Source organism: Flavobacterium sp. UBA7680, from assembly GCF_002482975.1.
Taxonomy (GTDB): domain Bacteria; phylum Bacteroidota; class Bacteroidia; order Flavobacteriales; family Flavobacteriaceae; genus Flavobacterium.
On the sequence record NZ_DLHA01000032.1, the window covers coordinates 486,028 to 508,974 of the forward strand.

Annotated in this window: 16 protein-coding genes; 5 read left to right on the forward strand and 11 right to left on the reverse strand. The window is 35.3% G+C overall.

Annotated features, from left to right (window positions below; translation table 11 throughout):
• Positions 1-39: 39 nt before the first annotated feature.
• From B3C18_RS15935 to B3C18_RS15945, 3 genes are read right to left on the reverse strand one after another with little or no spacing between them, the layout of a single operon-like run.
• On the reverse strand, positions 40-1,713 hold the full coding sequence (locus B3C18_RS15935; protein WP_291148605.1) for a RagB/SusD family nutrient uptake outer membrane protein: 1,674 nt from the start codon (positions 1,711-1,713) through the stop codon (positions 40-42).
• A gap of 12 nt (positions 1,714-1,725) precedes the next feature.
• Positions 1,726-4,830, reverse strand: a complete 3,105-nt coding sequence (locus B3C18_RS15940) for a SusC/RagA family TonB-linked outer membrane protein (RefSeq protein ID WP_291148609.1) — start codon at positions 4,828-4,830, stop codon at positions 1,726-1,728.
• Between the two features lie 42 nt (positions 4,831-4,872).
• Positions 4,873-6,303 (reverse strand): glycoside hydrolase family 28 protein, encoded by a 1,431-nt coding sequence (locus B3C18_RS15945; RefSeq protein ID WP_291148611.1) that lies wholly within the window; start codon positions 6,301-6,303, stop codon positions 4,873-4,875.
• Between the two features lie 290 nt (positions 6,304-6,593).
• On the opposite strand from B3C18_RS15945, the gene B3C18_RS15950 reads away from it, so the two are divergent.
• Positions 6,594-7,622 carry a LacI family DNA-binding transcriptional regulator gene (locus B3C18_RS15950; RefSeq protein WP_291148614.1) on the forward strand — a complete coding sequence of 343 codons (1,029 nt, stop codon included), beginning with the start codon at positions 6,594-6,596 and terminating at the stop codon, positions 7,620-7,622.
• A 146-nt stretch (positions 7,623-7,768) separates the two neighbouring features.
• Here the strand turns inward: B3C18_RS15950 and B3C18_RS15955 are convergent, their stop codons facing one another.
• From B3C18_RS15955 to B3C18_RS15990, 8 genes are all read right to left on the reverse strand, one after another.
• On the reverse strand, positions 7,769-9,391 hold the full coding sequence (locus tag B3C18_RS15955; protein WP_291148616.1) for a UxaA family hydrolase: 1,623 nt from the start codon (positions 9,389-9,391) through the stop codon (positions 7,769-7,771).
• Between the two features lie 38 nt (positions 9,392-9,429).
• On the reverse strand, positions 9,430-10,878 hold the full coding sequence (locus tag B3C18_RS15960; RefSeq protein ID WP_291148619.1) for a tagaturonate reductase: 1,449 nt from the start codon (positions 10,876-10,878) through the stop codon (positions 9,430-9,432).
• Between the two features lie 206 nt (positions 10,879-11,084).
• On the reverse strand, positions 11,085-11,753 hold the full coding sequence (locus tag B3C18_RS15965; RefSeq protein ID WP_073488190.1) for a bifunctional 4-hydroxy-2-oxoglutarate aldolase/2-dehydro-3-deoxy-phosphogluconate aldolase: 669 nt from the start codon (positions 11,751-11,753) through the stop codon (positions 11,085-11,087).
• A 12-nt stretch (positions 11,754-11,765) separates the two neighbouring features.
• Positions 11,766-12,788, reverse strand: a complete 1,023-nt coding sequence (locus tag B3C18_RS15970; RefSeq protein WP_291148624.1) for a sugar kinase — start codon at positions 12,786-12,788, stop codon at positions 11,766-11,768.
• Positions 12,789-12,874: 86 nt separating this feature from the next.
• Positions 12,875-14,281 (reverse strand): glucuronate isomerase, encoded by a 1,407-nt coding sequence (uxaC, locus tag B3C18_RS15975; RefSeq protein ID WP_291148626.1) that lies wholly within the window; start codon positions 14,279-14,281, stop codon positions 12,875-12,877.
• A 25-nt stretch (positions 14,282-14,306) separates the two neighbouring features.
• On the reverse strand, positions 14,307-15,098 hold the full coding sequence (locus B3C18_RS15980; protein ID WP_291148629.1) for a gluconate 5-dehydrogenase: 792 nt from the start codon (positions 15,096-15,098) through the stop codon (positions 14,307-14,309).
• Positions 15,099-15,102: 4 nt separating this feature from the next.
• Positions 15,103-15,942 carry a 5-dehydro-4-deoxy-D-glucuronate isomerase gene (kduI, locus tag B3C18_RS15985; RefSeq protein WP_256635295.1) on the reverse strand — a complete coding sequence of 280 codons (840 nt, stop codon included), beginning with the start codon at positions 15,940-15,942 and terminating at the stop codon, positions 15,103-15,105.
• A 92-nt stretch (positions 15,943-16,034) separates the two neighbouring features.
• Positions 16,035-17,594 (reverse strand): MFS transporter, encoded by a 1,560-nt coding sequence (locus B3C18_RS15990; protein ID WP_291148633.1) that lies wholly within the window; start codon positions 17,592-17,594, stop codon positions 16,035-16,037.
• 404 nt (positions 17,595-17,998) lie between these two features.
• Between B3C18_RS15990 and B3C18_RS15995 the strand changes: the two genes are divergently transcribed.
• The 4 genes from B3C18_RS15995 (at position 17,999) to B3C18_RS16010 (ending at position 22,947) form a co-directional block, all read left to right on the forward strand.
• Positions 17,999-18,940 carry an alpha/beta hydrolase gene (locus B3C18_RS15995; protein WP_291148636.1) on the forward strand — a complete coding sequence of 314 codons (942 nt, stop codon included), beginning with the start codon at positions 17,999-18,001 and terminating at the stop codon, positions 18,938-18,940.
• A 773-nt stretch (positions 18,941-19,713) separates the two neighbouring features.
• On the forward strand, positions 19,714-20,028 hold the full coding sequence (locus B3C18_RS16000; protein WP_053472007.1) for a hypothetical protein: 315 nt from the start codon (positions 19,714-19,716) through the stop codon (positions 20,026-20,028).
• A 228-nt stretch (positions 20,029-20,256) separates the two neighbouring features.
• Positions 20,257-20,946 carry a hydrolase gene (locus B3C18_RS16005; RefSeq protein WP_291148641.1) on the forward strand — a complete coding sequence of 230 codons (690 nt, stop codon included), beginning with the start codon at positions 20,257-20,259 and terminating at the stop codon, positions 20,944-20,946.
• Between the two features lie 213 nt (positions 20,947-21,159).
• Positions 21,160-22,947, forward strand: coding sequence for an amidohydrolase (locus B3C18_RS16010; RefSeq protein ID WP_291148643.1), 1,788 nt, complete (start codon positions 21,160-21,162; stop codon positions 22,945-22,947).

Genomic DNA, 22,947 nt, shown 5'->3' on the forward strand with positions numbered 1-22,947 from the left:
CTTCAAAAAAACAAATAGTCTCAAAAAACTAACAAATTACTAATAACCAGGATTCTGAGGAAAATCTTTATTTTGGTTTAAATCCAATGCCACTTGAGGAATTGGTCTTAAAATTTTAAGCTGTCCGCCAACACCAACAAAATTTGCGGCTTTAATTTTATAATTATGAGCCGATGCTCTTGCAACCAATGTTCCGGTACGTTTTAAATCAAACCAGCGTTTATATTCTCCTAACAATTCTCTACCTCTTTCATCTAAAATATAATCGATGTTGAATTCTCCTGCTGTCGCATTTGCAACTCCGGCTCTTCTTCTTACTTCATTTAAACGATCTAAACCTGTTCCGGGATTTCCTGCTTTTAAATAGGCTTCGGCAGCGATTAAATACGTTTCTCCCAATCTTGAAACAATAATATCTCTTGTGCTTACAGGTCCTGTACTTGAAGGCGTTGTAGGATCCGGATCGTCAAATTTCTTAACCGGAATTGTATAACAGTCTAAGTTTTTAATTAAAGTATGCGCTGCAGAATATTCCCCCCAAGGATGATACACAAACGTTGCCGATTTTCTAGCCGCATTTGCTGTTTCCCAAGCTGTTCTGTCTGCTGGTGTAAACCATTTTGGCTCATAAAAATGTCTCACTTTTAATGAAGCCGGATTTGTGCTTCTGTAATAGGGATAATACAATACGTTTTTTGTAACGCCGTTTGTAGTTTCAGGACCTTCCAATATTTCTGTCATAAAAGTACCATCCCATCTTTTATCTCCTTTTTCATAAAGACCTAAAGCGTAATCTGTTGGACATAAATTATAACTTCTTAATGGCGCACCCGTTTCTGCTCCGCCTAAATACGAACTGAAATAGTAAAACTGATTGTTACCCAATTTTGTTGGATCCGTACTGGTTGAAGCTTTATCATATTGTACAGAGAAAATAGTTTCGGCATTTAAATCGTTTCCGGGTTTAAATAACTGATCGAAAGCAAGTGCTAAAGTTTGTCCGCCAATTGCTGCATCGGCATAAGCTGCTGCTTTTGCAAAATCATCGGCTTTGCCAAAAGTTTCATATCCTCTCGTTAAATATACTTTTGCTAATAAATCATTTACCGCTCTTTTGTTTACTTTTCCGGTTGTGCTGTAAGAGTTTGTTCCTACGCTTGCCAAAGCTGCATCAAGATCTGAAATAATTTGTGTATACACTTCTTCAGCAGTATTTCTGTGGAAAGATAAAACCGGTGTTGTAATATTCTCATTTACAATTGGAACACCGCCGTAAGTTTGAACTAACAAGAAATAAGCCTGTGCTCTCAAAAATTTAGCTTCGCCTACTAAAGTGTTCAAATTAGCCGTTTGTTCTGTTATTGCCGAATAATAAACGGCTTTGTTTACAGATTGAATCAATTGGTAACAAGGTGTATACAAATCTGCAACGTTATCTGAAGAAGGTATTAAAAGTGCATACTGGCTTAAACCTGCTGGTTCCGGCGTTCTTCCTTCGGCATACATATCGGTTCCGGCTTCAAATAACCACGGATTTCCGCCATAAATGCTTTTAAGCCAAGCATAATTTGTATTGATCAATAACTGATATCCCGCTGCGGTTTTATAAGTAGCATCGGCAGGAACATTCGAAAGACTTTCTTCTTCTATATAATTGCTGCATGAATTTAAAGCCATGACAGCAATTCCTAATATTATTATTATTTTTTTCATTTGATATCTTTATTAAAATTTAACACTTAATCCCAATTGCGTTGTTACAGATGCCGGACGGTTTACCCCAAAAGGAGAAGCGGCCCATTCTGGATCATATCCATCAAAATCTGTAAATACAAATGGATCTAAAACATTTACATAAATTCTCAAATTACTGATTTTAAGTCTTTTCAATAGTTCTGAATTTAGTGTATAACCTAAAGATATATTTTTGATTTTTACATAAGAAACATCTCTGTAGTACCCAAATAAAGAAGTCCAGTAAGCTCCTGCGCCCGTTGCAACCGGACCCGGTCTTGGGTTTGTATTATTAGCGTTGGCTTCGATTCCTGTACCGTTTGTTGGAATAAAATAATCCATTGCCAGTTTTTGACGTCCTCTGTCACTTACATCAGCAAAGTTTTGGTGAAATGTACTTAAAACTGTTTGTCCCTGACTTGTCAAAACTGAAAAATTGAAATCGAAATTACCAACAGTCAGTTTAGAATATAAACTTCCCTGCCAATCCGGATTTGCGTTTCCAATTACCGTTCTGTCATCCTGATTAAATTTTCCGTCACCATTTAAATCTTTTGGTCTTGCCTGCCCCGGAGCTTGTCCGTAAGATGCTGCACGAGCTGCTTCGCTTTCCTGCCAAACACCATCATAAACGTAGTTGTAATTAGGATTTAACTCTGAACCCAGAATTAATTTATTTCCGATATCACTAACCTTGTCCTGATTGTAAATTGACTCTAATTTGTTTACGTTTTTAGTGAAGGTAAAAGTCGTTTCCCAATTTACATTTTCGCTTTTGATGTTCTTTGTAGTTAATAAAACCTCGACACCTTTATTACTTACAGAACCAACGTTTGCAAAAGTATTTTTCCAGCCGCTTTCTGCAGGCAATTGCTGTTTGTAAATTAATTTATCTGATAATCTGTCGTAAACATCAACACTTCCTGAAATTCTGTTTTTTAAGAAACCGAAATCAAGACCAAAGTTTAGTTCGCGTGTTTTTTCCCAAGTTAAATCCTGATTTGCCAGATTTTCTGACTGCCAGCCCGAAACTACATTTGCTCCGTTTGCATAAAAAGTCTGTTGATTTAATAAAGCCTGAGAAGTATAAGGCGCTACGTTGTCGTTTCCTGTATAACCTAAACTCGCACGAAGTTTTAAGTCTGAAATTACATTACTATTTGCTAGGAAAGATTCTTTGCTGATTTTCCATCCTAAAGCTACAGAAGGGAAACTCTGCCATTTATTGCCTTGCGATAAAACAGATGAACCGTCCCATCTTGAAGAAGCGGTCAATAAATATTTATCTTTAAACGTATAGTTTAAACGAACGGCGTAAGAGCTTAATGTATTTTTTTGATATCCTGAACTGATATTATAACTGGTCTGAACTCCAGATCCCATATTGTTTGATCCTGTATCAAAAGGCTGATTATTAGAATATAAATACGAAGTTTCATCAACATTTGAATACAAACTCTGCAATAATAAAACGCTGAAATCATGAACTTCGGCAAAAGTATGTTTCAAGTCAACCTGATTGTCCCAAGTGTAATTGAAGTTGTTGAAGTTTTTTATAGATGCCGAGTTTTTTCCGTTTAAGGTAACTCCGGCATTTGACTGTGCACCATACGCGGCACTTGTAACAGTATTTTCTATTCCGGCAGAAAAAGTGGTTTTAAACGAAAGCCATTTTAAAGCTTGGTATTGAAAGAAAACATTTCCAACCGTCTGCCATGTTTTTTCTGTCTGCGAAGAATTAGCAATTTCCATTAACGGGTTTACCGCACTGGTTTTATTAATTGCCCATGAACCATCAGGATAAGTTAGTTTTCCCGGAAGGAAAAATAAAGTTCCTACTTTTTCATTTCCAGCGGCATCAACTGCCCATGGCGACATTAAAGGGCTTAGTCTGAAAGCATCCTGCATTGCTAAATCACTTCCTAACTGCGTGTCAACACGGGCAATTGTAACGTTTGCACCTGTTGTAAATTTGTCGTTTATTTTATGATTTAATCCTAATTTAAAAGAATATTTATCGGTTCCGTCATTATCAATAAGTCCTTCATCGCTTTGAATTCCGAATCCTAAATTGTAGCTCAAACCAGAATCTGAACGGCCTGTAACATTTAAATAATTGTTTTGCGTCATTCCGTCTTTTAGAACCGCATCGGCCCAATCAAAATTGTAACCGCTGTTTGCTCTTGAAACTAATAACGGACTTTGATTTCCTGCTAAAGCTGCAAGCTGTGCAGGAGTCTGAGTTGCCGGAGTTGCGCTCATATAAGCAACCTGGTGAAATTTCCACCATTCTTCTCCGCTCATCATTTTTGGTAATCTCGCCGCTGTTTTTGTTCCGTAAGAAGAATCAAAAGTTACATTGATTCCTGATTTTACGTTGGCACCACTTTTTGTTGTAACAATGATAACACCGCTGGCTCCTCTTGAACCGTAAATTGCTGCTGATGAAGCATCTTTTAAAACGTCCATTCTCGCAATATCCTGCGGATTCAAAAAGTCAATATTATCAACCGGAACGCCATCTACAACATATAATGGAGACGATCCAACTAGAGAGTTATTTCCTCTTATAACCACTTTAAATCCGTCGCCGGAACGTCCTGAAGTTGACGAAATCGTAACTCCGGGCGTGCTTCCCTGAATAGCTTCAAGCGCGCTAGTTGTATTTCTTTCGGTAATAGTTGCCGCGCTTATGGTGCTTACAGATCCTGTAAGATCTGTTTTCTTTACAGAACCGTACCCAACAACTACAACTTCGTTTAATGAATTGGATTGCTCTGCAAGACTTACATTAATTGTTGTTTTTCCGGCAACGCTTACTTCCTGTGTTTGAAAACCTAAATAGCTTATTATTAAAACAGCTTTATTATTGGTTACATTTATTTTAAAACTTCCTTCAAAATCTGTCGAAGTTCCGTTTTTAGTTCCTTTTTCCTGGATATTAACGCCTGGCAGCGATAATCCTGTTGCATCTGTAATTTTCCCTTCTATTGTTGTAGACTGTGCGTTTATGGTATTGCACAGCAGAAAATTCAGGAAAAATAAAAATACGAGATTGTATTTTGTTTTTTTCTTTAATGGTTGTTTAATTTTCATAAGTGGTTTCGTGGTTTGGTTAAATGTTATAGTTACTAGTTTTTATTTGTTTACTTTTTTTCCATTTATATAAGTATTTATAAAATTGATGTTCTTTACATTTTTTAATGAATAGACTGAGTCTGCTTTTTCGATTTTTACATTTTTCAGCGTAATATTTTCTACTGGAGATTCTGGATAACCTTCTGCCAAAACGCCAAATTTTCCGCTGTTTTTTACTGTAATATTTTCAAGGTTTATATTTCGTACTGTTGGTATAAAATTTCCGGTTTGCGAGCCGTACACGTTATAAAACATGGTTACGAGCAAAACGCATTCTTTTACTGTTCCTACTTCGAGGTTTCGAACAAAAATATTTTCAATTACGCCTCCTCTTTTTGAATTGGTTTTGATGCGAATGGCACGATCTAAGTTTGGACTGTCCATTACACAATTCTCAACAAAAACATTATTTACTCCGGCTGAAATTTCGCTCCCAATTACAACTCCACCATGACCGTCGATCATTTTACAGTTTTGAACAATGATATTTTTACTCGGAATCGCTACTCTTCTTCCGTCGGCGTCACGTCCGGCTTTTATAGCGATACAGTCGTCGCCCGTATTGAAAGTGCAGTTTTTGATTATTACATTTTGAGAATATTCAGGATCACAGCCATCGTTGTTTGGCCCGTGGCTGTTTACCGTTACGCCGTCAATAATAATGTTGTTGGTTTTGATGGGATGTAGAATCCAAAAAGGAGAATTAATAACCGTTATGTCTTTTACCAAAACAGTATTACATTCAAAAAACTCGATAAAGTTGGGACGCAGATATCTTCCATCACCAAAGATTCTTTCTGAAACGGGAATATTTTTCTCAGCCATATCCACCAAAACTTCACGATTTGCTGGGTCATTTTGAGACGGAATTCCTTTTTTCCAGCCGTATCCTTTTCCGCCAGACCAAATCCACCAGTTGGTGCTGTCAGCCTGACCGTTTAAAGTTCCTTTTCCGGTAACGGCAACATTGGTTTTATTTTTAGCATAAATAAGCGGAGAATAATTCATTACTTCTGTTCCTTCCCACGAAGTATGAACGATTGGATAATCTTTTGGATTTAAGCTGAAAAGAATTTCGGCATGATCTTCTAAATGCAGGTTTACGTTGCTTTCTAAATGAATCGCTCCGGTTAGGTATTTTCCATTTGGAACCAACACTTTTCCTCCGCCATTTTCTGTACAGGTTTTAATGGCTTTTTCAAAGGCCAAAGTGTTTAAAGTTTTACCATCTGCAACAGCTCCAAAATCATTTATATTGTAGGTTTTATCCTGAAATTTTGTTTGAGGTAGACTTTTTATAGTCAATTCCATATTTTTCCATGGATCAGATTCAGGGACAGCCGTAACTTTTTTAGCGCAGCATATGGTCAAAACAACCATTATACTGGCAAAAACAATTGATTTATACGCTATAATCCTGTTTATAATCATTTTTGTGGAATTTCTGGTAAACATTAGAAAAACATGAATAATCATGTAATCGATTACACGAAAATAGAAAATATGTTCCACCCAACCAAATTTATTTAGAAATTTATTGTATTTTTAATTTTTATTAAGAATTATAATTACATTTAATGCAAAAAATATTGTAATTTATTATCATTGTAAAATAAAAAACGTTGTAGTAATCTATTATGGTAATCGATAACATTAAATATTAGGTTAACTAAAAAAAATGTATTTTTGTCTAAGAATTTAACTTGTAAAAACCCTTTTTAATGAGCGAAAAAGTAACCATTTATGATATTGCCGAAAAATTAAATATCACTGCAGCTACTGTTTCCAGAGCGTTGAATAACAACCCGAAGATTAAAGAAAGCACTCGTGAGTTGGTTATGAAAACCGCTGCCTCAATGAACTATAAGCAGAACAAACTTGCTTTAGCATTAAAAAGCGGCCGAAGTAACAATATTGGTGTAATTGTACCGCGTATAGACAGTAACTTTTTTGCCTCTGTAATTAGAGGAATTGAAGAAGAACTGCACCCTCATGGTTATCAGGTAATTATTTGCCAGACGCATGAAAGCAAAAAGAGAGAAAACGAAAATTTATATACTTTAATTGATGCTCAGGTGGATGGAATTTTAATGTCTGTAACCGATGTAACCGACGAAAATGATGCTGCATTTCAATATGTACTTCAAAAAAATGTTCCGCTGATTTTCTTTGATAGAAGCAAACATATTGAAGGTGTAAGTTCTGTAACGATAAACGACTTTAGAGGCGGTTATTTAACGACCAAGCATTTAATTAATGAAGGCTGCAGAAAAATTGCACATTTCTCTGGAGATCAGTCGTTGGAAATCTTTAAAAACAGGTTTTTAGGATATAAACAAGCTTTGCTGGATCACGGAATTGATTTTAAAGAAGAATATGTTATTTATACGAAAAGTGCCGTTGAAGCCGGAAAAGAAGCAGTTGATAAACTTTTGCAATTAGAAACGCCGCCAGATGCTATATTTTCTTCAAGTGATTTTGCTGCATTAGGCGCAATTCAGGAATTAAAAGAAAGAAATATCAGTATCCCGAAAGAGTTTTGTGTAGCTGGTTTCAGTAATGAACCTTTCACCAAATTCATGGAATTATCGATTACTTCTGTAGATCAGTCACCGCTTGAAATGGGAAAAATGTCTGCGCGCGTTTTCTTAGAACAAGTTGACAAAACAGAAACCATTAAAATCGAAAAAAAGGTAGTCCTCGCACCAGAATTACACATCCGCAAATCTTCATCAAGAAGCACCTTTTAGTTTTTTTAAACCATATAAGTTATATAAGTTCATTTTAGAATATACTTAAAATAAAAAAGCAGCTCCATAAAGAGCTGCTTTTTTATTGCTATGTTTTAAGAATCAAACTTAAATTTACTTATATAACTTATATGGTGAAACCCTTTTTATAGCGATACTCCTCTTTTCCAAGGGATGAAGTCGTTTTGGTTTAATAACGCTGCTTTGGTTTTGATTGTTCCGCTGGCAACATCTATAATAAACTCTAACATTTCATCTGCCATTTCATTGATTGATTTTTCTCCGGTGATAATTCCGCCCGTGTCAATATCGATAATGTCTGACATTTTGTTTGCTAATTGTGTATTAGAAGAAATCTTAACAACCGGAGCGATTGGATTCCCTGTTGGTGTTCCTAAACCTGTTGTAAACAATACCATGTTTGCTCCAGAACCCACCATTGCTGTTGTACATTCAACGTCGTTTCCTGGCGTACAAAGCAAAGTTAAACCTGGTTTAGTGATATATTCTCCGTAATCAAAAACTCCTGTAATTGGTGAAGTTCCACCTTTTTTAGCCGCTCCTGCAGATTTCATGGCATCGGTAATCAAACCGTCTTTGATGTTACCAGGAGACGGATTCATATCAAATCCTGAACCAGCATCGACAACTGTTTTTTCATACCATTGCATTAAGTCTAAGAAACGTTTTCCGCCTTCGTCTTCAACACATCTGTTTACTAATTCCTGCTCCACTCCGCATAATTCAGGGAATTCAGAAAGAATAGTAGTTCCGCCTAAAGCAGCCAATAAATCTGAAGTTACCCCTAAAGTCGGGTTTGCAGAAATCCCAGAGAATCCGTCAGATCCACCGCACTCTAAACCAATTCTAAGTTTAGACAATGGAGCTGGTTCTCTTTTTATTTCGTTTGCTTTTTTAATCGCTTCAAAAGTGTCTTTTACAACACTGCTCAACATCGTTTCAATTGTTCCGATAGCTTGCTGATCGTAAATTAAAACAGGCTTTTTACTGTCTGGATTAATCGCATCAAGAGCATCTTTGAAAATTTGAATCTGCAAATTTTGACATCCTAAACTTAAAACAGTTGCTCCGGCTACGTTTGGATTGTTTACATAACCTGCCAATAATTTAGCCAAACTATGAGAATCCTGACGAATTCCGCCACAGCCGCCTTGGTGCGTAATGAATTTTACTTCAATATTATTGAATAAGTTAGCATCGTTGGAAGCTTCCTGATTTCCTGCACCGCCAGTTTCAGATTTCACTAAAGAACGCAATAACAATTGATAATCGTTTTCTTTAGGTTTCATCAATTCTTTCTCAAAAATATCTTTTAAGATTTCGATGTTTCTGTTTTCACAAAATACTAACGGGAAGAACAACCAAACGTTTTCAGTTCCAACTTGCCCGTCTTCTCTGTGATAACCCTGCCATGTTCTGTCTTTCCATTTGTCAACATTTGGAGCATTCCAGCCAATCGTTTCTGTTTTACCAGTAACTTTATCGCTTTCGTGTTTTACATTTTCAGTAGAAAGCAATCCTCCTCTTTCGATTCTTGCACTCGCTTTCCCTACTAAAACTCCGTACATAATGATTCTGTCTCCTACATTAAAAGGAACCATTGCAATCTTATGTTTCATTTTTACATCTGTCTCAACCGTAACTGATTCTCCTTCAAAATCAATTACTTCGCCAGCTGTAAGGTTCACCAAAGCAACCGCAACATTGTCGGTTGGGTGAACTTTTATCAATTTTTTCTGCGCTGCCATAATCCTTATTCTTTTTGCTTTTTGTTTTTTTGCTTTTTTTATTTTATTCTTTCCTGAAACTTGGCAAAACCAGCTTCAATTCCATTTGCATCAATTTCTTCTAAGGCAATTGTAATCGCTTTTGTTAAGCCAGGAATTTCAGTTAAATCTTCATCCCAAAAACTTTTGTTTTGCAAAGTCAGTCTCGCTATTTTTTCATAATCATCTGATTTCCATAAACCGTCAAAAAACGAAACGATATCTTCACTGTCATTTACCGGTAAACTTTGTCCGTTCCAGGTTCCTTTGTAGAAACGAATTAAAGCGGCAAATGCAAAAGTTAAATGAACCGGAAGTGTTTTGTGAATATCTACATATCCTGTTAAACTTGGTAAAACACGAACTTTAAATTTCGAAATTGAATTTAAAGCAATTGATGATAATAAGTGCTTGATAAACGGATTTCTGAAACGGTCTAAAATTTCTTCAGAGAAACTTGCCAGTTCTTGTTTATCCATGTTTAAGGTTTCGTTAATTTCCTCAAAAACAGCTTTGTTAATGAATTCTCCTGTAAAAGCATTATCAACGGTTTCTTTTACAGTTTCGTTTCCGTAAAGTAATGAAAACGGCACCATTGCAGTGTGCGCTCCATTTAAAATTCTCACCTTACGTGTTCTGTAAGGCTGCATATCTTCAACAATTTTTACATCTAAATCTGTTTTCTCAAACGGAAGTTTTGCTTTCAATTCATCGTCACCTTCAATAACCCATAAAAAGAAACTTTCTGCACTTACAATCAAATCATCTTTATACGCTAACTGACTGTTGTATTCTTCGATTTGATCTTTTGGATATCCCGGAACGATTCTGTCAACTAGTGTATTGTGGAATGAACAGCTGTTTAAAAGCCATGAAACAAAGTCCTGACCTAATTTCCAGTCTGTACAATATTTTAAAATAACTTCTTTTAAAGTATCTGAATTATAATTAATTAACTCACAAGGAATGATTGTTAATCCTTTATCAGCTGCACCATTAAAATGTTTAAATCTTTCATGCAAAAGTACGGTTAATTTTGCAGGGAAAGATACAGGAGGCTGCATTGTAGGCAAGTCTGAAGCAATGTATTCGATTCCGGCTTCAGTTGTGTTTGATATAATAAAAGCCAGTTCTTCTTCTTTTGCTAAAGCCAAATATTCGTTGAAAGAAGCATAAGGATCAACTGCTTTTACAATATTGGTAATCAATTCTTTTTCCTGAATTTCCTCGCCTTTTTTTACACCTTTCATAAACAAAGTGTATAAACCATCCTGTGCATTGATCATATTCACCAACCCTTTATCAATAGGCTGAACAACAGCGATTCCGGCATTAAAATCTGCATTTTGGTTTAATTTCTGAATAGCGTATTCTACAAAAGCTCTTAAGAAATTACCTTCTCCAAATTGAACTATTTTAATAGGAAGTCTGTTTGAAAACTCTGAATTTGATCTGTTAATTTTTTCCATTTTAATTTTTGCTTTAAAGTGTTTTAAATAACCACTTAATACCTTATTGACATTTTAATACATTGTAAATGAAACATTACACTCGTAATTAAAATAGATCTTGCTGTGAGGAGTGACAAGATTTATTTTTCAAGCGTAATGCTCAATTACAATCTCTAAAATCTAAAAAAAACGCATAAATAAGGATTGGCATGATTACTCCTTATTTATTTTCTAATATCTTTTATAATGTCAAGAACTTGTTTAACCTTAGTAGTTAAACCATCGAAATCTTTATTGTCTAATATGTCTTTTGAAATCAATTGTGACCCTAAACCAACGCAAGTTGCTCCTGCATTCAACCATGAACTCAAACTTTCAACTGTTGGATAAACTCCTCCTGTAGGCATAATACTTGTCCACGGAGATGGGCCTTTTATGGCTTTGATAAACTCCGGGCCATAAGTATCTGCCGGAAATAATTTTACAATTTCACAGCCTAATTCTTCTGCTCTTGCAATTTCAGTAAGTGTTCCGCAGCCTGGCGACCATAATACTTTTCTACGATTACAAGCAATTGCAATATCTTCTCTAAATACCGGAGTTACAATAAAATTGGCTCCTAAACTCATGTATAATGAAGCCGCAGCAGCGTCTGTAATAGAACCAACTCCCAAGATCATTCCCGGTAATTCTGCTAAAGCATATTTATTTAAAGCTCCAAAAACTTCGTGTGCAAAGTCACCTCTGCTCGTAAATTCCATTAATCTGGAACCTCCGTCGTAACAAGCTTTTAAAACTTTTTTACTTAATTCAATATCCGAATGAAAAAACAACGGTACCATTCCGTTATCCTTCATTGTCTGCGCAACCTCTATTCTTGAATATTTTGCCATATCTCTAATTAATTATCTTGATACTAATGCTGAACCATCACCATCAATCATATTTTCAACTTCTTTTAAAGTAACCAAATTGTAATCGCCGGCAATTGTATGTTTTAAGCAACAAGCTGCCACTGCAAAATCTAATGCTCTCTGGTTATTATTTTGATATTCTAACAATCCGTAAATCAATCCTCCCATAAAAGCGTCGCCGCTTCCTACTCGGTCTACAACTGGCGTAACTTCTTTTACAGCTGCCTGATGAATTGTTTTTCCGTCAAACAAAATACCGCCAATTCTTTGGTGCGATGCACTTACAGAATAACGAAGTGTTGTTGCTGCGATTTTTAAATTCGGAATTAATTCAAACAACTTTGAGTATAAAACCGGAAGTGATTCCTGATCCTGATAATTAGGGTTTTCCTTTGGAATTCCTAACATGAAATAAGCCGTATCAATATCGCCTAAAACAACATTGCAGTATTGTAACATTTCCGGCATTACTTCGCTTGGAGTTTTGCCATATTGCCACAATTTTGATCTGTAATTTAAATCGCAGGAAATTTTGATTCCTAATTTGTGAGCGGCTTTAATAGCTTCTAAACAAGCTTCCGCAGCGGTTTGAGAAATAGCCGGAGTAATTCCGCTCCAATGAAACCACTCTGCTCCTTCTAAAACTTTTTCCCAGTTTACCTGGCCTTTTTCAATAGTTGCCATCGCACTGTGCGCACGATCGTAAACTACGTTACTTCCACGTGTTCCAGCTCCGGTTTCAAGAAAATAGATTCCTAAACGTTCTCCTCCATAAACTATGTTTTTGGTCTCGACATTCATTTTTCGCATTTCTTTTAATGCTGATGAACCAATTTCATTTTCGGGTAATCTTGTAACAAATTCGGCATTTATACCATAATTAGCCAAAGAAACACATACATTAAATTCTCCGCCTCCATACGTAGCACCAAATGCCGTAGATTGCGAAAAACGTAAATGTCTTTCTGTCGATAAACGCAGCATGATTTCTCCAAATGCAACTACTCTACTCATATTATTTTTTTTGCCACAGATTATAATGATTAAAAGGATTTTAAGCCTGAACGCTAAAATTCTTCTTCTTTCTTCTCTTTTCTAAATTAAAATTTAAAATACTCTTTTGCATTATTATATGAAATATCGGCAACTAATTTTCCTATCCATTCCATATCAGCAGGAAGTTCACCGCGTTTGATTTCATCTCCTAAAAGATTACATAAAATACGTCTGAAATATTCGTGTCTTGGGAACGATAAGAAACTTCTTGAATCTGTCAACATTCCAACAAAACAGCTGATTAATCCCATATTTGAAAGTGCATTTAACTGCTTTGTCATTCCGTCTTTTTGATCTAAAAACCACCATCCAGAACCAAATTGTACTTTTCCGCGAACACTTCCGTCGTTGAAATTTCCAATCATTGTTGCCATAACTTCGTTATCAGCCGGATTTAGGTTATAGATAATTGTTTTTGTCAATTTATCTTTGCTATCCAATGCATTTAAAAAGCTTGACAGTTTTTGTGCCTGTGGATAATCTCCAATAGAATCCCATCCCGTATCTGGGCCTAAAATTCTGTGCATACGTGCATTGTTGTTACGCAACGCACCTAAGTGAAACTGCTGCACCCAGCCGAATTCATGATATGTTTCAGATAAAAACAATAAAACGGCACTTTGGAATTTTAACGCTTCTTCTGAAGTTAGGATTCTGTTTTCTCTTTTCTTTTTGAAAATTGAATTGATTTCAGATTCTGTAAATTGTTCAAAATAAATCTGATCTAAACCGTGGTCACTTAATTTGCAACCATTGGCATTAAAAAATTCAATTCTGTTTCTTAATGCGGTTTGTAAATCAGCGTAAGTATTAATTGCAACTCCGGACACATCCCCTAATGTGTCCAGATATGCATTATAACCATCATTAACAATTAAGATGGCTTTATCGGGTCTGAAAGCCGTACTCATTTTAGTTCCAATTGGATTTTTTGCCAGTTTTTGATGAAACTCTAAACTGTCAATTGGATCTTCGGTAGTACAAACTAATTCAGCGTTTACTTTTTTAAGAAGGTTTTGTGTGCTGTAAGCCTGAGAATTTATTTTCTCAGTTGTTTCGATATAGATTTTCTCTGCATTTTTTTCATTCAGCAGATCATAAATATCAAAATAGCGCGCTAATTCTAAATGTGTCCAATGGTACAAAGGATTACGCATTGTGTACGGAACTGTTTTTGCCCAGTTTAAGAACTTATCTTTATCTGAACCATTTCCGGTTACAAACTGCTCGTTGATTCCTAATGTACGCATGGCGCGCCATTTATAGTGATCTCCATTAATCCATACATTTGTAATGTTATCAAAAATCTTGTCTTCGGCAATAAACTGCGGATTTAGGTGATTATGATAATCAATAATTGGCTGGTTTTTAGAGTAATTGTGATACAACTCTTCAGCATATTTATTTTCTAACAGAAAATTATCGTGTATGAATGTCTGATTCGCGCTCATGTCTTTTTAAAATATATTTTGAAAATTATTCTTCGTTTGAAGGTTTTCCTATTGTCGCCAGGATTCCGCCGTCAACATATAAAATGTGACCGTTTACAAAATCACTCGCTTTTGAGGATAAAAATATCGCTGCTCCGGCTAAATCATTTGGATCTCCCCATTTTGCAGCAGGCGTTCTGCTAATGATAAAATCGTTAAACGGATGTCCGTCAACTCTAATTGGTTTTGTTTGTTCTGTAGCAAAATAACCCGGCCCAATTCCGTTGATCTGAACATTATATTTTGCCCATTCTGTTGCCATGTTTTTAGTCAGCATTTTTAAACCGCCTTTTGCAGCAGCATACGCCGAAACAGTATTACGACCTAATTCGCTCATCATAGAGCAAATGTTGATGATTTTTCCTTGTCTTCTTTCGATCATTCCTTTTGCAACGTGCTTAGAAACAATAAACGGACTTACTAAATCAATATCAATTACTTCTCTAAAATCAGCAACTTCCATTTCAAGAAGCGGAATTCTTTTAATAATTCCTGCATTGTTAATCAAGATATCGATTGGCCCAACTTCACTTTCAATTTTTGCAACAGCTGCTTTTACTTCCTGCTCTTCGGTTACATTAAATTTGTAACCAACCGCATTGATTCCTTCGCTTTTAAGTGAAGCTACAGCATCGTCAATTTTTTGCTGAGACGAATTTCCGTTTACAACAATCGTTGCTCCGGCTTCTCCAAGTCCTTTTGCCATTGCCATTCCCAGTCCGTGTGTACTTCCTGTAATAAGGGCAACTTTTCCTTTTATGTCAAATAAGTTTGTCATTTTCTTATCTTAAATCAGTGATTTTACAAACATCCATATCTCCGTAATCTAAGTTTTCACCCGCCATTCCCCAGATAAAAGTATAGTTACTGGTTCCTGAACCGGAGTGAATTGACCAAGGCGGAGAAATTACTGCCTGATGATTGTTCATCCAGATGTGTCTTGTTTCCTGCGGCTGTCCCATAAAGTGACAAACGGCTTGATTTTCTGGAATATCTAAATAAAAATAAACTTCCATTCTGCGATCGTGAACGTGTGCAGGCATCGTATTCCAAACACTTCCCGGTCTTAATTCCGTCATTCCCATTTGTAATTGGCAGGTTGTAACAACACTTCCAATAATCATTTGATTTACGGTACGGTGATTAGCCGTTTCCATTGTACCCAATTCTAATTTATTGGCTTCTGCCAAGCTTACTTTTACCGTTGGGTAAGTTGTGTGAGCCGGTGCAGAGTTAATATAAAATTTAGCCGGATTTTTGCTGTCGGCACTTTTGAAGATTACTTCTTTATTTCCGCTTCCAATGTATAAGGCATCTTTAAAACCAAGTTCATAAGATGTTCCTTCGACTACTACAGAACCGCTTCCTCCAACATTAATAATTCCTATTTCTCTTCTTTCTAAAAAGTACGGCGCTTTAAGCGGATCGATTGTTTCCAGAGCTAAATCACCTTTTACAGGAACTGCAGAACCTGCAATGTATCTGTCGTAATGCGAATAAACCAATACAACTTCATCTTCCTGCATTAAGTCATCAATTAAGAATTCTTCTCTTAACTGCTGTGTGTCGTATTTTTTAACTGCTTCTGGGCTTGACGCGTATCTTGAGCTATATTTTGTCATAATTTTATTTTAATGTAATCGATTGCACAAATTTAATTTTTTATATTGAAAAAAGCATAATTCCAACTAAAAAATATTTCAATAATGCTAAATTACAGATTTGTAATTGGACTATACTTAGGAACTAAAGTTTTCATAACTGTCCAGCCAATTAAATAACAAACGGCACAGATTGAGAAAATAATCATATATCCTGTATTGATTCCGTCAGAAATTACCGCACCGCTTTTCTCTAATTCTTTAAAGAAAGTTTCCGGAATAGGCTGTGTTACAAACTGCGGGAATTTCTCTAAAAACGGCTGTCCGTTTACGGTTGTGAATGTTTTATGTGTATAATCGAACAATAATCCTGAACCTTTATTAATCAAAGTTGAACCTAAACCTCCTGCTAAACCTCCAATTCCTGTAATAGTTGCAATGGCTTTTTTAGGAAACATATCTCCAACGGTTGTAAAAATATTTGCCGACCATGACTGGTGCGCTGCTCCTGCAATACCGATAATAATGATAGGAACCCAATAACTAATATATCCTAAAGGCTGTGCAATTAAAGCTAATAGTGGAAAAAATGCGAAAATCAGCATCGCTCTCATTCTTCCTTCGTAAGGGTTCATTCCTTTCTTTTCAACAAAATATGTTGGAAGCCATCCGCCAATAATTGACAACAATGTAATAGAATAAAGAACAAATAGTGGCAATGCTGCTTCTGTGGAATCCATGTGGTATACCGAACTTAAATAAGCCGGAGTCCAGAACAAAAAGAACCACCAAACGCCATCTGTCATGAATTTACCAAAAGCAAAAGCCCAGGTTTGTTTGTATTTTAAACATTCTATAAATGATACTTTTGAAGTAGTTTCCGGAACATAACCTACTAATTTACTGTCAGCAATATCATCTTGCTGGATATAAGCCAATTCTTCTGCGCTTACTCTTTTGTGTCTTTCTGGTTTATCGTACATAAAAACCCAGAATCCCATCCAGATAAAACCTAATGCTCCAATGATGATAAAGGCCATTTCCCATCCAAATGATTCTGCAATAAAAGGAATTGAAATTGGAGCTGCTAAAGCACCAACTGTTGCACCAGCGTTAAAGATACTGGTAGAAAAGGCACGGTCTTTTTTAGGAAAATATTCGGCAGTAGTTTTAATTGCTGCAGGAAAGTTACCAGCTTCACCAACTGCTAAGATAAAACGGGCGAAAATGAACAATGTAACACTTACATTAATTACTTTTCCGGTATCGCTTAAACCGCTGATTATTTCTTTTGATCCTTCAAAACCAACCAACCAGTTTCCTGTTATAATTCCTGAAGTTGCAATTCCGCAAAAAGCATGTAAACAAGCCCCTATAGACCAAATCCCAATAGCCCAAAGAAATCCTCTTTTAGTATCTAACCAATCTACAAATCGTCCAGCAAACAATAAAGAAACAGCGTAAAAAATAGAAAACAACGCAGTAATGTTTCCGTAATCATTGTTTGTCCAGTGAAACTCAGGTGCAATAAAATCACTCCAGGTTAACGAAAGAACTTGTCTGTCGAGGTAATTAATGGTGGTTGCAAAAAACAAAAGCGCACATATACTCCAACGATATTTTCCTGCGGATTTAATAGTTTGATTTACTGTAACAGCATCGGTTTGACTCATGATTGTGGTTATTATAGTTAGATTATTTAATTTTAAGATCTATGTACAAATGCATAATTTAAACACATTAGAATCAAGAGATTAAAATTATAGGATTGCAATAATGTAATCGATTGCACAAATATAGTTTTTAATCTTTATATTCCAAATAAATTATATATAAAATTATTTTCAGTATCAAATTTAAGACATTGCATAAAAAAAAGAACTCAAAATTACACATTAACCAATATATTTGTTAAAAGCCAATAGGTTAAATTCGTCCGTATTTAGGGGTAAAATTGTCCTGCAATTTAATCCCTGTGAAATTGTTTTTATTTACCTTTCATTTATCCAAATCTAAATTTATAACTTAATCTAATCAAACAAGTAAACAATTGTAAAACAACTAATTAAATTTAACATTGAAAAATTCAAAAAAACAATATTTTAGAAAAACTGTATTTAGTTTTATCCTTTTTGCAGGAGTATTATTGAATATAAAGGCGCAAAATCAGGTAATTCCGCTTTGGAATAAAATTCCGGATGAAATTAAAGCGCCAGATTATAAAGAAAAAGAAGTCATAACGGATGGAAAAGTTCAAAGTACCAGTTTAGTTACAATTCCAACTTTAACGGCGTTTTTCCCGAATGTAACAAAACCAAATCAGACCGCTGTAATTATTCTTCCCGGCGGAGGGTATCAACATTTGGCTATTGATAAAGAAGGTACAAAAGTAGCGCAATGGTTTAATAGTTTAGGAATTCCAGCTTTTGTATTGAAATACCGACTTCCGAGTGATTTAATAATGAAAAACAAAAATGTCGGGCCATTGCAAGACGCGCAGGAAGCCATTCGCTATGTAAGACAAAATGCAGCAAAATGGAACATTGATCCTAATAAAATTGGAATTTTAGGCTTTTCTGCCGGCGGGCACCTGGCTGCTACTCTATCCACTCATTATGACGATAAAATTTATGAATCTGCTTATAAAGTAAGCGCCCGTCCGGATTTTTCTCTTTTAATATATCCTGTAATTTCAATGCAAAATGAAATTACACACAAAGGTTCGCAGATTAATTTATTGGGAAACAATCCTTCACAAGATTTAATTGATTCCTTTTCAAACGAAAAGAAAGTTACTGCACAAACACCGCCCGCATTTTTAATTCATGCAACAGATGATACGGTCGTTTTACCAGAAAATAGTATTGATTATTATTTAGCACTCAAAAAAAATGGTGTTACAGCAGAGTTACATATATATGAAAAAGGCGGTCACGGTTTTGGTTTAGGTGTAAATGACACTAGCAAATATTGGACAAGAGACTGCGAAGAATGGTTAAAAGCAAACGGCTATAACTAAAACCAAAAAGTAGTAAACAAAAAAAAGGCTTTTAGAAGAGGCCAACCAATTAACCGAATCTAAAAGCCCATAAAAAATAGACATCTGTTGTATTATTTGCAAATTTCTACAAGTTACCCATGATAAAGTGAATATGTCAAATTTTTAAAAAATTAAAAAAATTGTTTTCTCCAAAAACAGTTTAACCGTTAAGATCTTTAAAGGAATAATTTAAAAGGTAGTAAATCATTCTTCAGCAACTCAACAAGACAAATCTAATACAGCCTTTTGAGATCTCATTACGGGTTTCCCGTATATTTTTCTTTTTTAGTTGCTAAGGCTCTGAGATGCTAAGTTACTAAGACGCTAAGATGCAAAGATTCTGAGGTTCTAAGTTTTTTAAGCTTAGAACCTTTCTTATTCTAGGTTAAGTTGAAACCGTAATCAAACCAATAAATTTGCATAGTAAATTATAAGTTCTGTCAAAAACTGAAACCAAATAGAAAAGAAAAACTTAGAATCTTAGAACCTCAGTATCTTTTCTTATTCTAGATTAAGTTGAAGCAAAAACAAAACAAATAAATTTGCATAGTAGATTACACGTTCTGTCAAAAACTGAAACCAAATAGAAAAAGAAAATCTTAGAATCTTAGTATCTTTTCTTATTCTAGATTAAGTTGAAGCAAAAACAAAACAAATAAATTTGTAAAGTAAATTAGAAGTTCTGTCAAAACTAAATTCAAAGTAAAAAACTTAGAACCTTAGCATCTCAGAACCTCAGAAACTTAGAAAAAATGAAAACTCTTGAATTCTTATTACTCGGAAAAAACGAAGACATATTGGCCATTTTACTTCGCCTTGTAAATGCATATGAAGATTGGAACGCAGTTTCTTTCAACAATGAAAAAGAAGCTCAGGAATATTTTCAAAATCACAAAATCGATGTTGTTCTTTTGAGTTCCGGAATCGAAGATCATGTCGAAAAAGAGTTTACTTCATTTTGCTTAAAACAGCAGCCGGAAGTTGAAGTAATTGAACATTTTGGCGGAGGAAGCGGTTTATTAAAATCAGAAATTCTCCACCGATTACATCTAAAAGGAAAAATTTAGGTACCAGCATTTTTCTCTTTTAAAATTCATTAAAAGCTTTACGATAATACATTAACGAATATCCAATTTTTATTGACGATATATCGCTAGGATCACTATTGCCTTTTCTGAAAATCCTTTTAAAATCAACACATTACAAACAAGGCATTTAATTTGAATGCTAAACACTGAAAATCAAATACAAAATATTTTTTAAACCCTTTTAATTAACAACAAAATCACATTATCATGAAAAAATTAATCCTTACCGCAGCTTTATTATTTGTAACATTTATTGGATTTGCTCAAAAACCAAGTCCTTCATTGTTAGACCCAACAAATCATACATTAGTCCTAATCGATTACGAAAGCCAGATGGCATTTGCAGTAAGCAATATTCCAATCGATCAGCTTAGAAACAACACCGCCCTTGTAGCCGGAGCATCAAAAATATTCAAAGTTCCAACTATTGTAACAACGGTTGCAGAGAAATCATTCAGCGGACCTGTTTTTAGAGAAATTGAAGAATTCTATCCTCAAAAAACTTCAAACTATATCGATCGTACTACAATGAACACTTGGGAAGATGCTCCTGCACGCAAAGCCATTATTGCAACTGGTAAAAAGAAAATCGTATTTGGCGGTTTATGGACAAGCGTTTGTATTGTTGGACCAGTTTTATCAGCAATCAACGAAGGTTATGATGTTTACGTAATTACAGATGCAAGCGGAGACGTTTCTAAAGAAGCTCACGAAATGGCTGTAACACGTATGGTACAAGCGGGTGCGCACCCTGTAACTTCATTACAATATTTATTAGAATTACAACGCGACTGGGCTCGTCAGGAAACTTATGTACCTGTAACAGATTTAGTTAAAAAATACGGTGGTGCTTATGGTGTAGGTGTTCAATACGCACATGAAATGTTGAAACACTAAATGTTAATGGAACGCAGATGAAACGGATTCGCTATCGCGAAGGCGCAGATAAAAACGGATTTTTAAATCATTAGTTATAAATAAAAAATCTGTGTAAATCCGCGTCTTTGCAAAGCAAATCCGTAAAATCTGCGTCTAATATTTAATCCATTAAAAAAGACTATATAAAACGTACAGTCTTTTCTTCTACTAAACCAAACAAATACCACAACCATGAAACTCTCTTTCAAAACATTAGCTTTTCTTTTATTGCTTTCTGTTTCAATTTTCGCTCAAGGCAAAAAAGCCACGCTTATCGTTCATCATGCTGTAATTCACACTTTAGACGATAAAAATACAATTGCCGAAGCTATGGCTGTCGCCGATGGAAAAATCCTGAAAACAGGAAAAAACAGCGAAATCTTAAAATTAAAAGACAAAAAAACAACCATAATCGATGCCAAAGGAAAAGTAATTATTCCCGGAATATTCGATTCTCACATGCACATTATCCGCGGCGGAAGATTCTTTAATACCGAATTACGCTGGGACGGTGTTCGTTCTCTCAAAAAAGCATTAGCAATGCTGAAAGAACAAGCACAAAGAACTCCAAAAGGACAATGGGTTCGTGTTGTAGGCGGATGGAACGCTTATCAGTTTGAAGAAAAAAGACTTCCGACTTTAGCTGAAATAAACGAAGCAACAGGCGATGTTCCGGCATTTATTCTTCACTTATACGGACACGCTTATTTAAACAAAGCAGGATTACAAGCTTTAAAAATTGACGCTAATACGCCAAACCCAAATGCAGGATTAATTGAAAAAGATCCAGAAGGAAACCCAACCGGATTATTAGTTGCCGAACCAAATGCTTTCATTTTATACTCAACACTTTCTAAGCTTCCGGAATTATCTCCAGAAGAAAAAATAAACTCCACAAAACAATTTATGACCGAAATGAACCGTCTTGGCGTAACCGCTATTATGGATGCAGGGGGCGGATTTCAAAACTTTCCAGACGATTATGGTGTAACAAATGGTTTATGTAAAGACAGCGATTTAACGATTAGAATGCCGTATTATTTGTTTGCACAAAAAGCGGGAAGCGAACTAAACGATTACACCAAATGGATTAATACCGTTGAAATTGGCGAAGGCTGTGACGACGATCATCATTCAGATAAAGTAGAATATCATGTTCAGGGTGCAGGAGAAAATTTAGTTATGAGTGCCGGAGATTTTGAAAATTTCGATAAACCAAGACCAGAATTAAGTCCGGCGATGGAAGGACAATTAAAAGAAGTTTTGTCTTTATTAATTAAAAACCGATGGCCGTTTAGAATTCACGCCACTTATAACGAAAGCATTACCAGATTTTTAAATGTAATTGAAGACATTAATAAAGAAACACCTTTAAACGGACTTTTATGGTTCTTTGATCACGGAGAAACGGTTTCTGTAGAAAATTTAAAACGTATCAAAGCTTTAAACGGCGGATTAGCAATTCAGCATAGAATGGCGTATCAAGGCGAAAGTTTCATTAAAAGATATGGAAAAACAGCTGTTGCGAATACAGTTCCGCTGAAGAAAATACTAGAATTAGGAATTAAAGTAGGAATGGGAACTGACGGAACCCGTGTAGCAAGTTACAATCCGTGGGTTGGTTTATATTGGTTAACAACCGGAAAAACTTTAGGCGGTTTAAAATATATGAATGATGAAAACATTCTGGACAGAACAACCGCTTTAAAATTATTCACTTACGGAAGCGCACAATTAATCAATATTGAAAAAGACCGCGGAATGCTGACAGCAGATAAACTAGCCGATTTCTCTATCCTTTCTGATGATTATTTTGCTGCTCCTGAAGAAAAAATCTTAAATATAGAATCAAAACTAACAGTCGTAAACGGAAAAGTAGTTTATGCTGATAATGAATTTAGAACCTTTGCCAAAGAAACACCAAAAGCGATTCCGGATTGGAGTCCAGTAAATTACTTTGGAGGTTACCAAAAAAACTAA

Excerpts from the sequence above, each read along its gene's own strand:
- B3C18_RS15935 (WP_291148605.1), bottom strand. The coding sequence starts at position 1,713 with ATGAAAAAAATAATAATAATATTAGGAATTGCTGTCATGGCTTTAAAT.
- B3C18_RS15940 (WP_291148609.1), bottom strand. The coding sequence starts at position 4,830 with ATGAAAATTAAACAACCATTAAAGAAAAAAACAAAATACAATCTCGTA.
- B3C18_RS15945 (WP_291148611.1), bottom strand. The coding sequence starts at position 6,303 with ATGATTATAAACAGGATTATAGCGTATAAATCAATTGTTTTTGCCAGT.
- B3C18_RS15950 (WP_291148614.1), top strand. The coding sequence starts at position 6,594 with ATGAGCGAAAAAGTAACCATTTATGATATTGCCGAAAAATTAAATATC.
- B3C18_RS15955 (WP_291148616.1), bottom strand. The coding sequence starts at position 9,391 with ATGGCAGCGCAGAAAAAATTGATAAAAGTTCACCCAACCGACAATGTT.
- B3C18_RS15960 (WP_291148619.1), bottom strand. The coding sequence starts at position 10,878 with ATGGAAAAAATTAACAGATCAAATTCAGAGTTTTCAAACAGACTTCCT.
- B3C18_RS15965 (WP_073488190.1), bottom strand. The coding sequence starts at position 11,753 with ATGGCAAAATATTCAAGAATAGAGGTTGCGCAGACAATGAAGGATAAC.
- B3C18_RS15970 (WP_291148624.1), bottom strand. The coding sequence starts at position 12,788 with ATGAGTAGAGTAGTTGCATTTGGAGAAATCATGCTGCGTTTATCGACA.
- uxaC (WP_291148626.1), bottom strand. The coding sequence starts at position 14,281 with ATGAGCGCGAATCAGACATTCATACACGATAATTTTCTGTTAGAAAAT.
- B3C18_RS15980 (WP_291148629.1), bottom strand. The coding sequence starts at position 15,098 with ATGACAAACTTATTTGACATAAAAGGAAAAGTTGCCCTTATTACAGGA.
- kduI (WP_256635295.1), bottom strand. The coding sequence starts at position 15,942 with ATGACAAAATATAGCTCAAGATACGCGTCAAGCCCAGAAGCAGTTAAA.
- B3C18_RS15990 (WP_291148633.1), bottom strand. The coding sequence starts at position 17,594 with ATGAGTCAAACCGATGCTGTTACAGTAAATCAAACTATTAAATCCGCA.
- B3C18_RS16000 (WP_053472007.1), top strand. The coding sequence starts at position 19,714 with ATGAAAACTCTTGAATTCTTATTACTCGGAAAAAACGAAGACATATTG.
- B3C18_RS16005 (WP_291148641.1), top strand. The coding sequence starts at position 20,257 with ATGAAAAAATTAATCCTTACCGCAGCTTTATTATTTGTAACATTTATT.
- B3C18_RS16010 (WP_291148643.1), top strand. The coding sequence starts at position 21,160 with ATGAAACTCTCTTTCAAAACATTAGCTTTTCTTTTATTGCTTTCTGTT.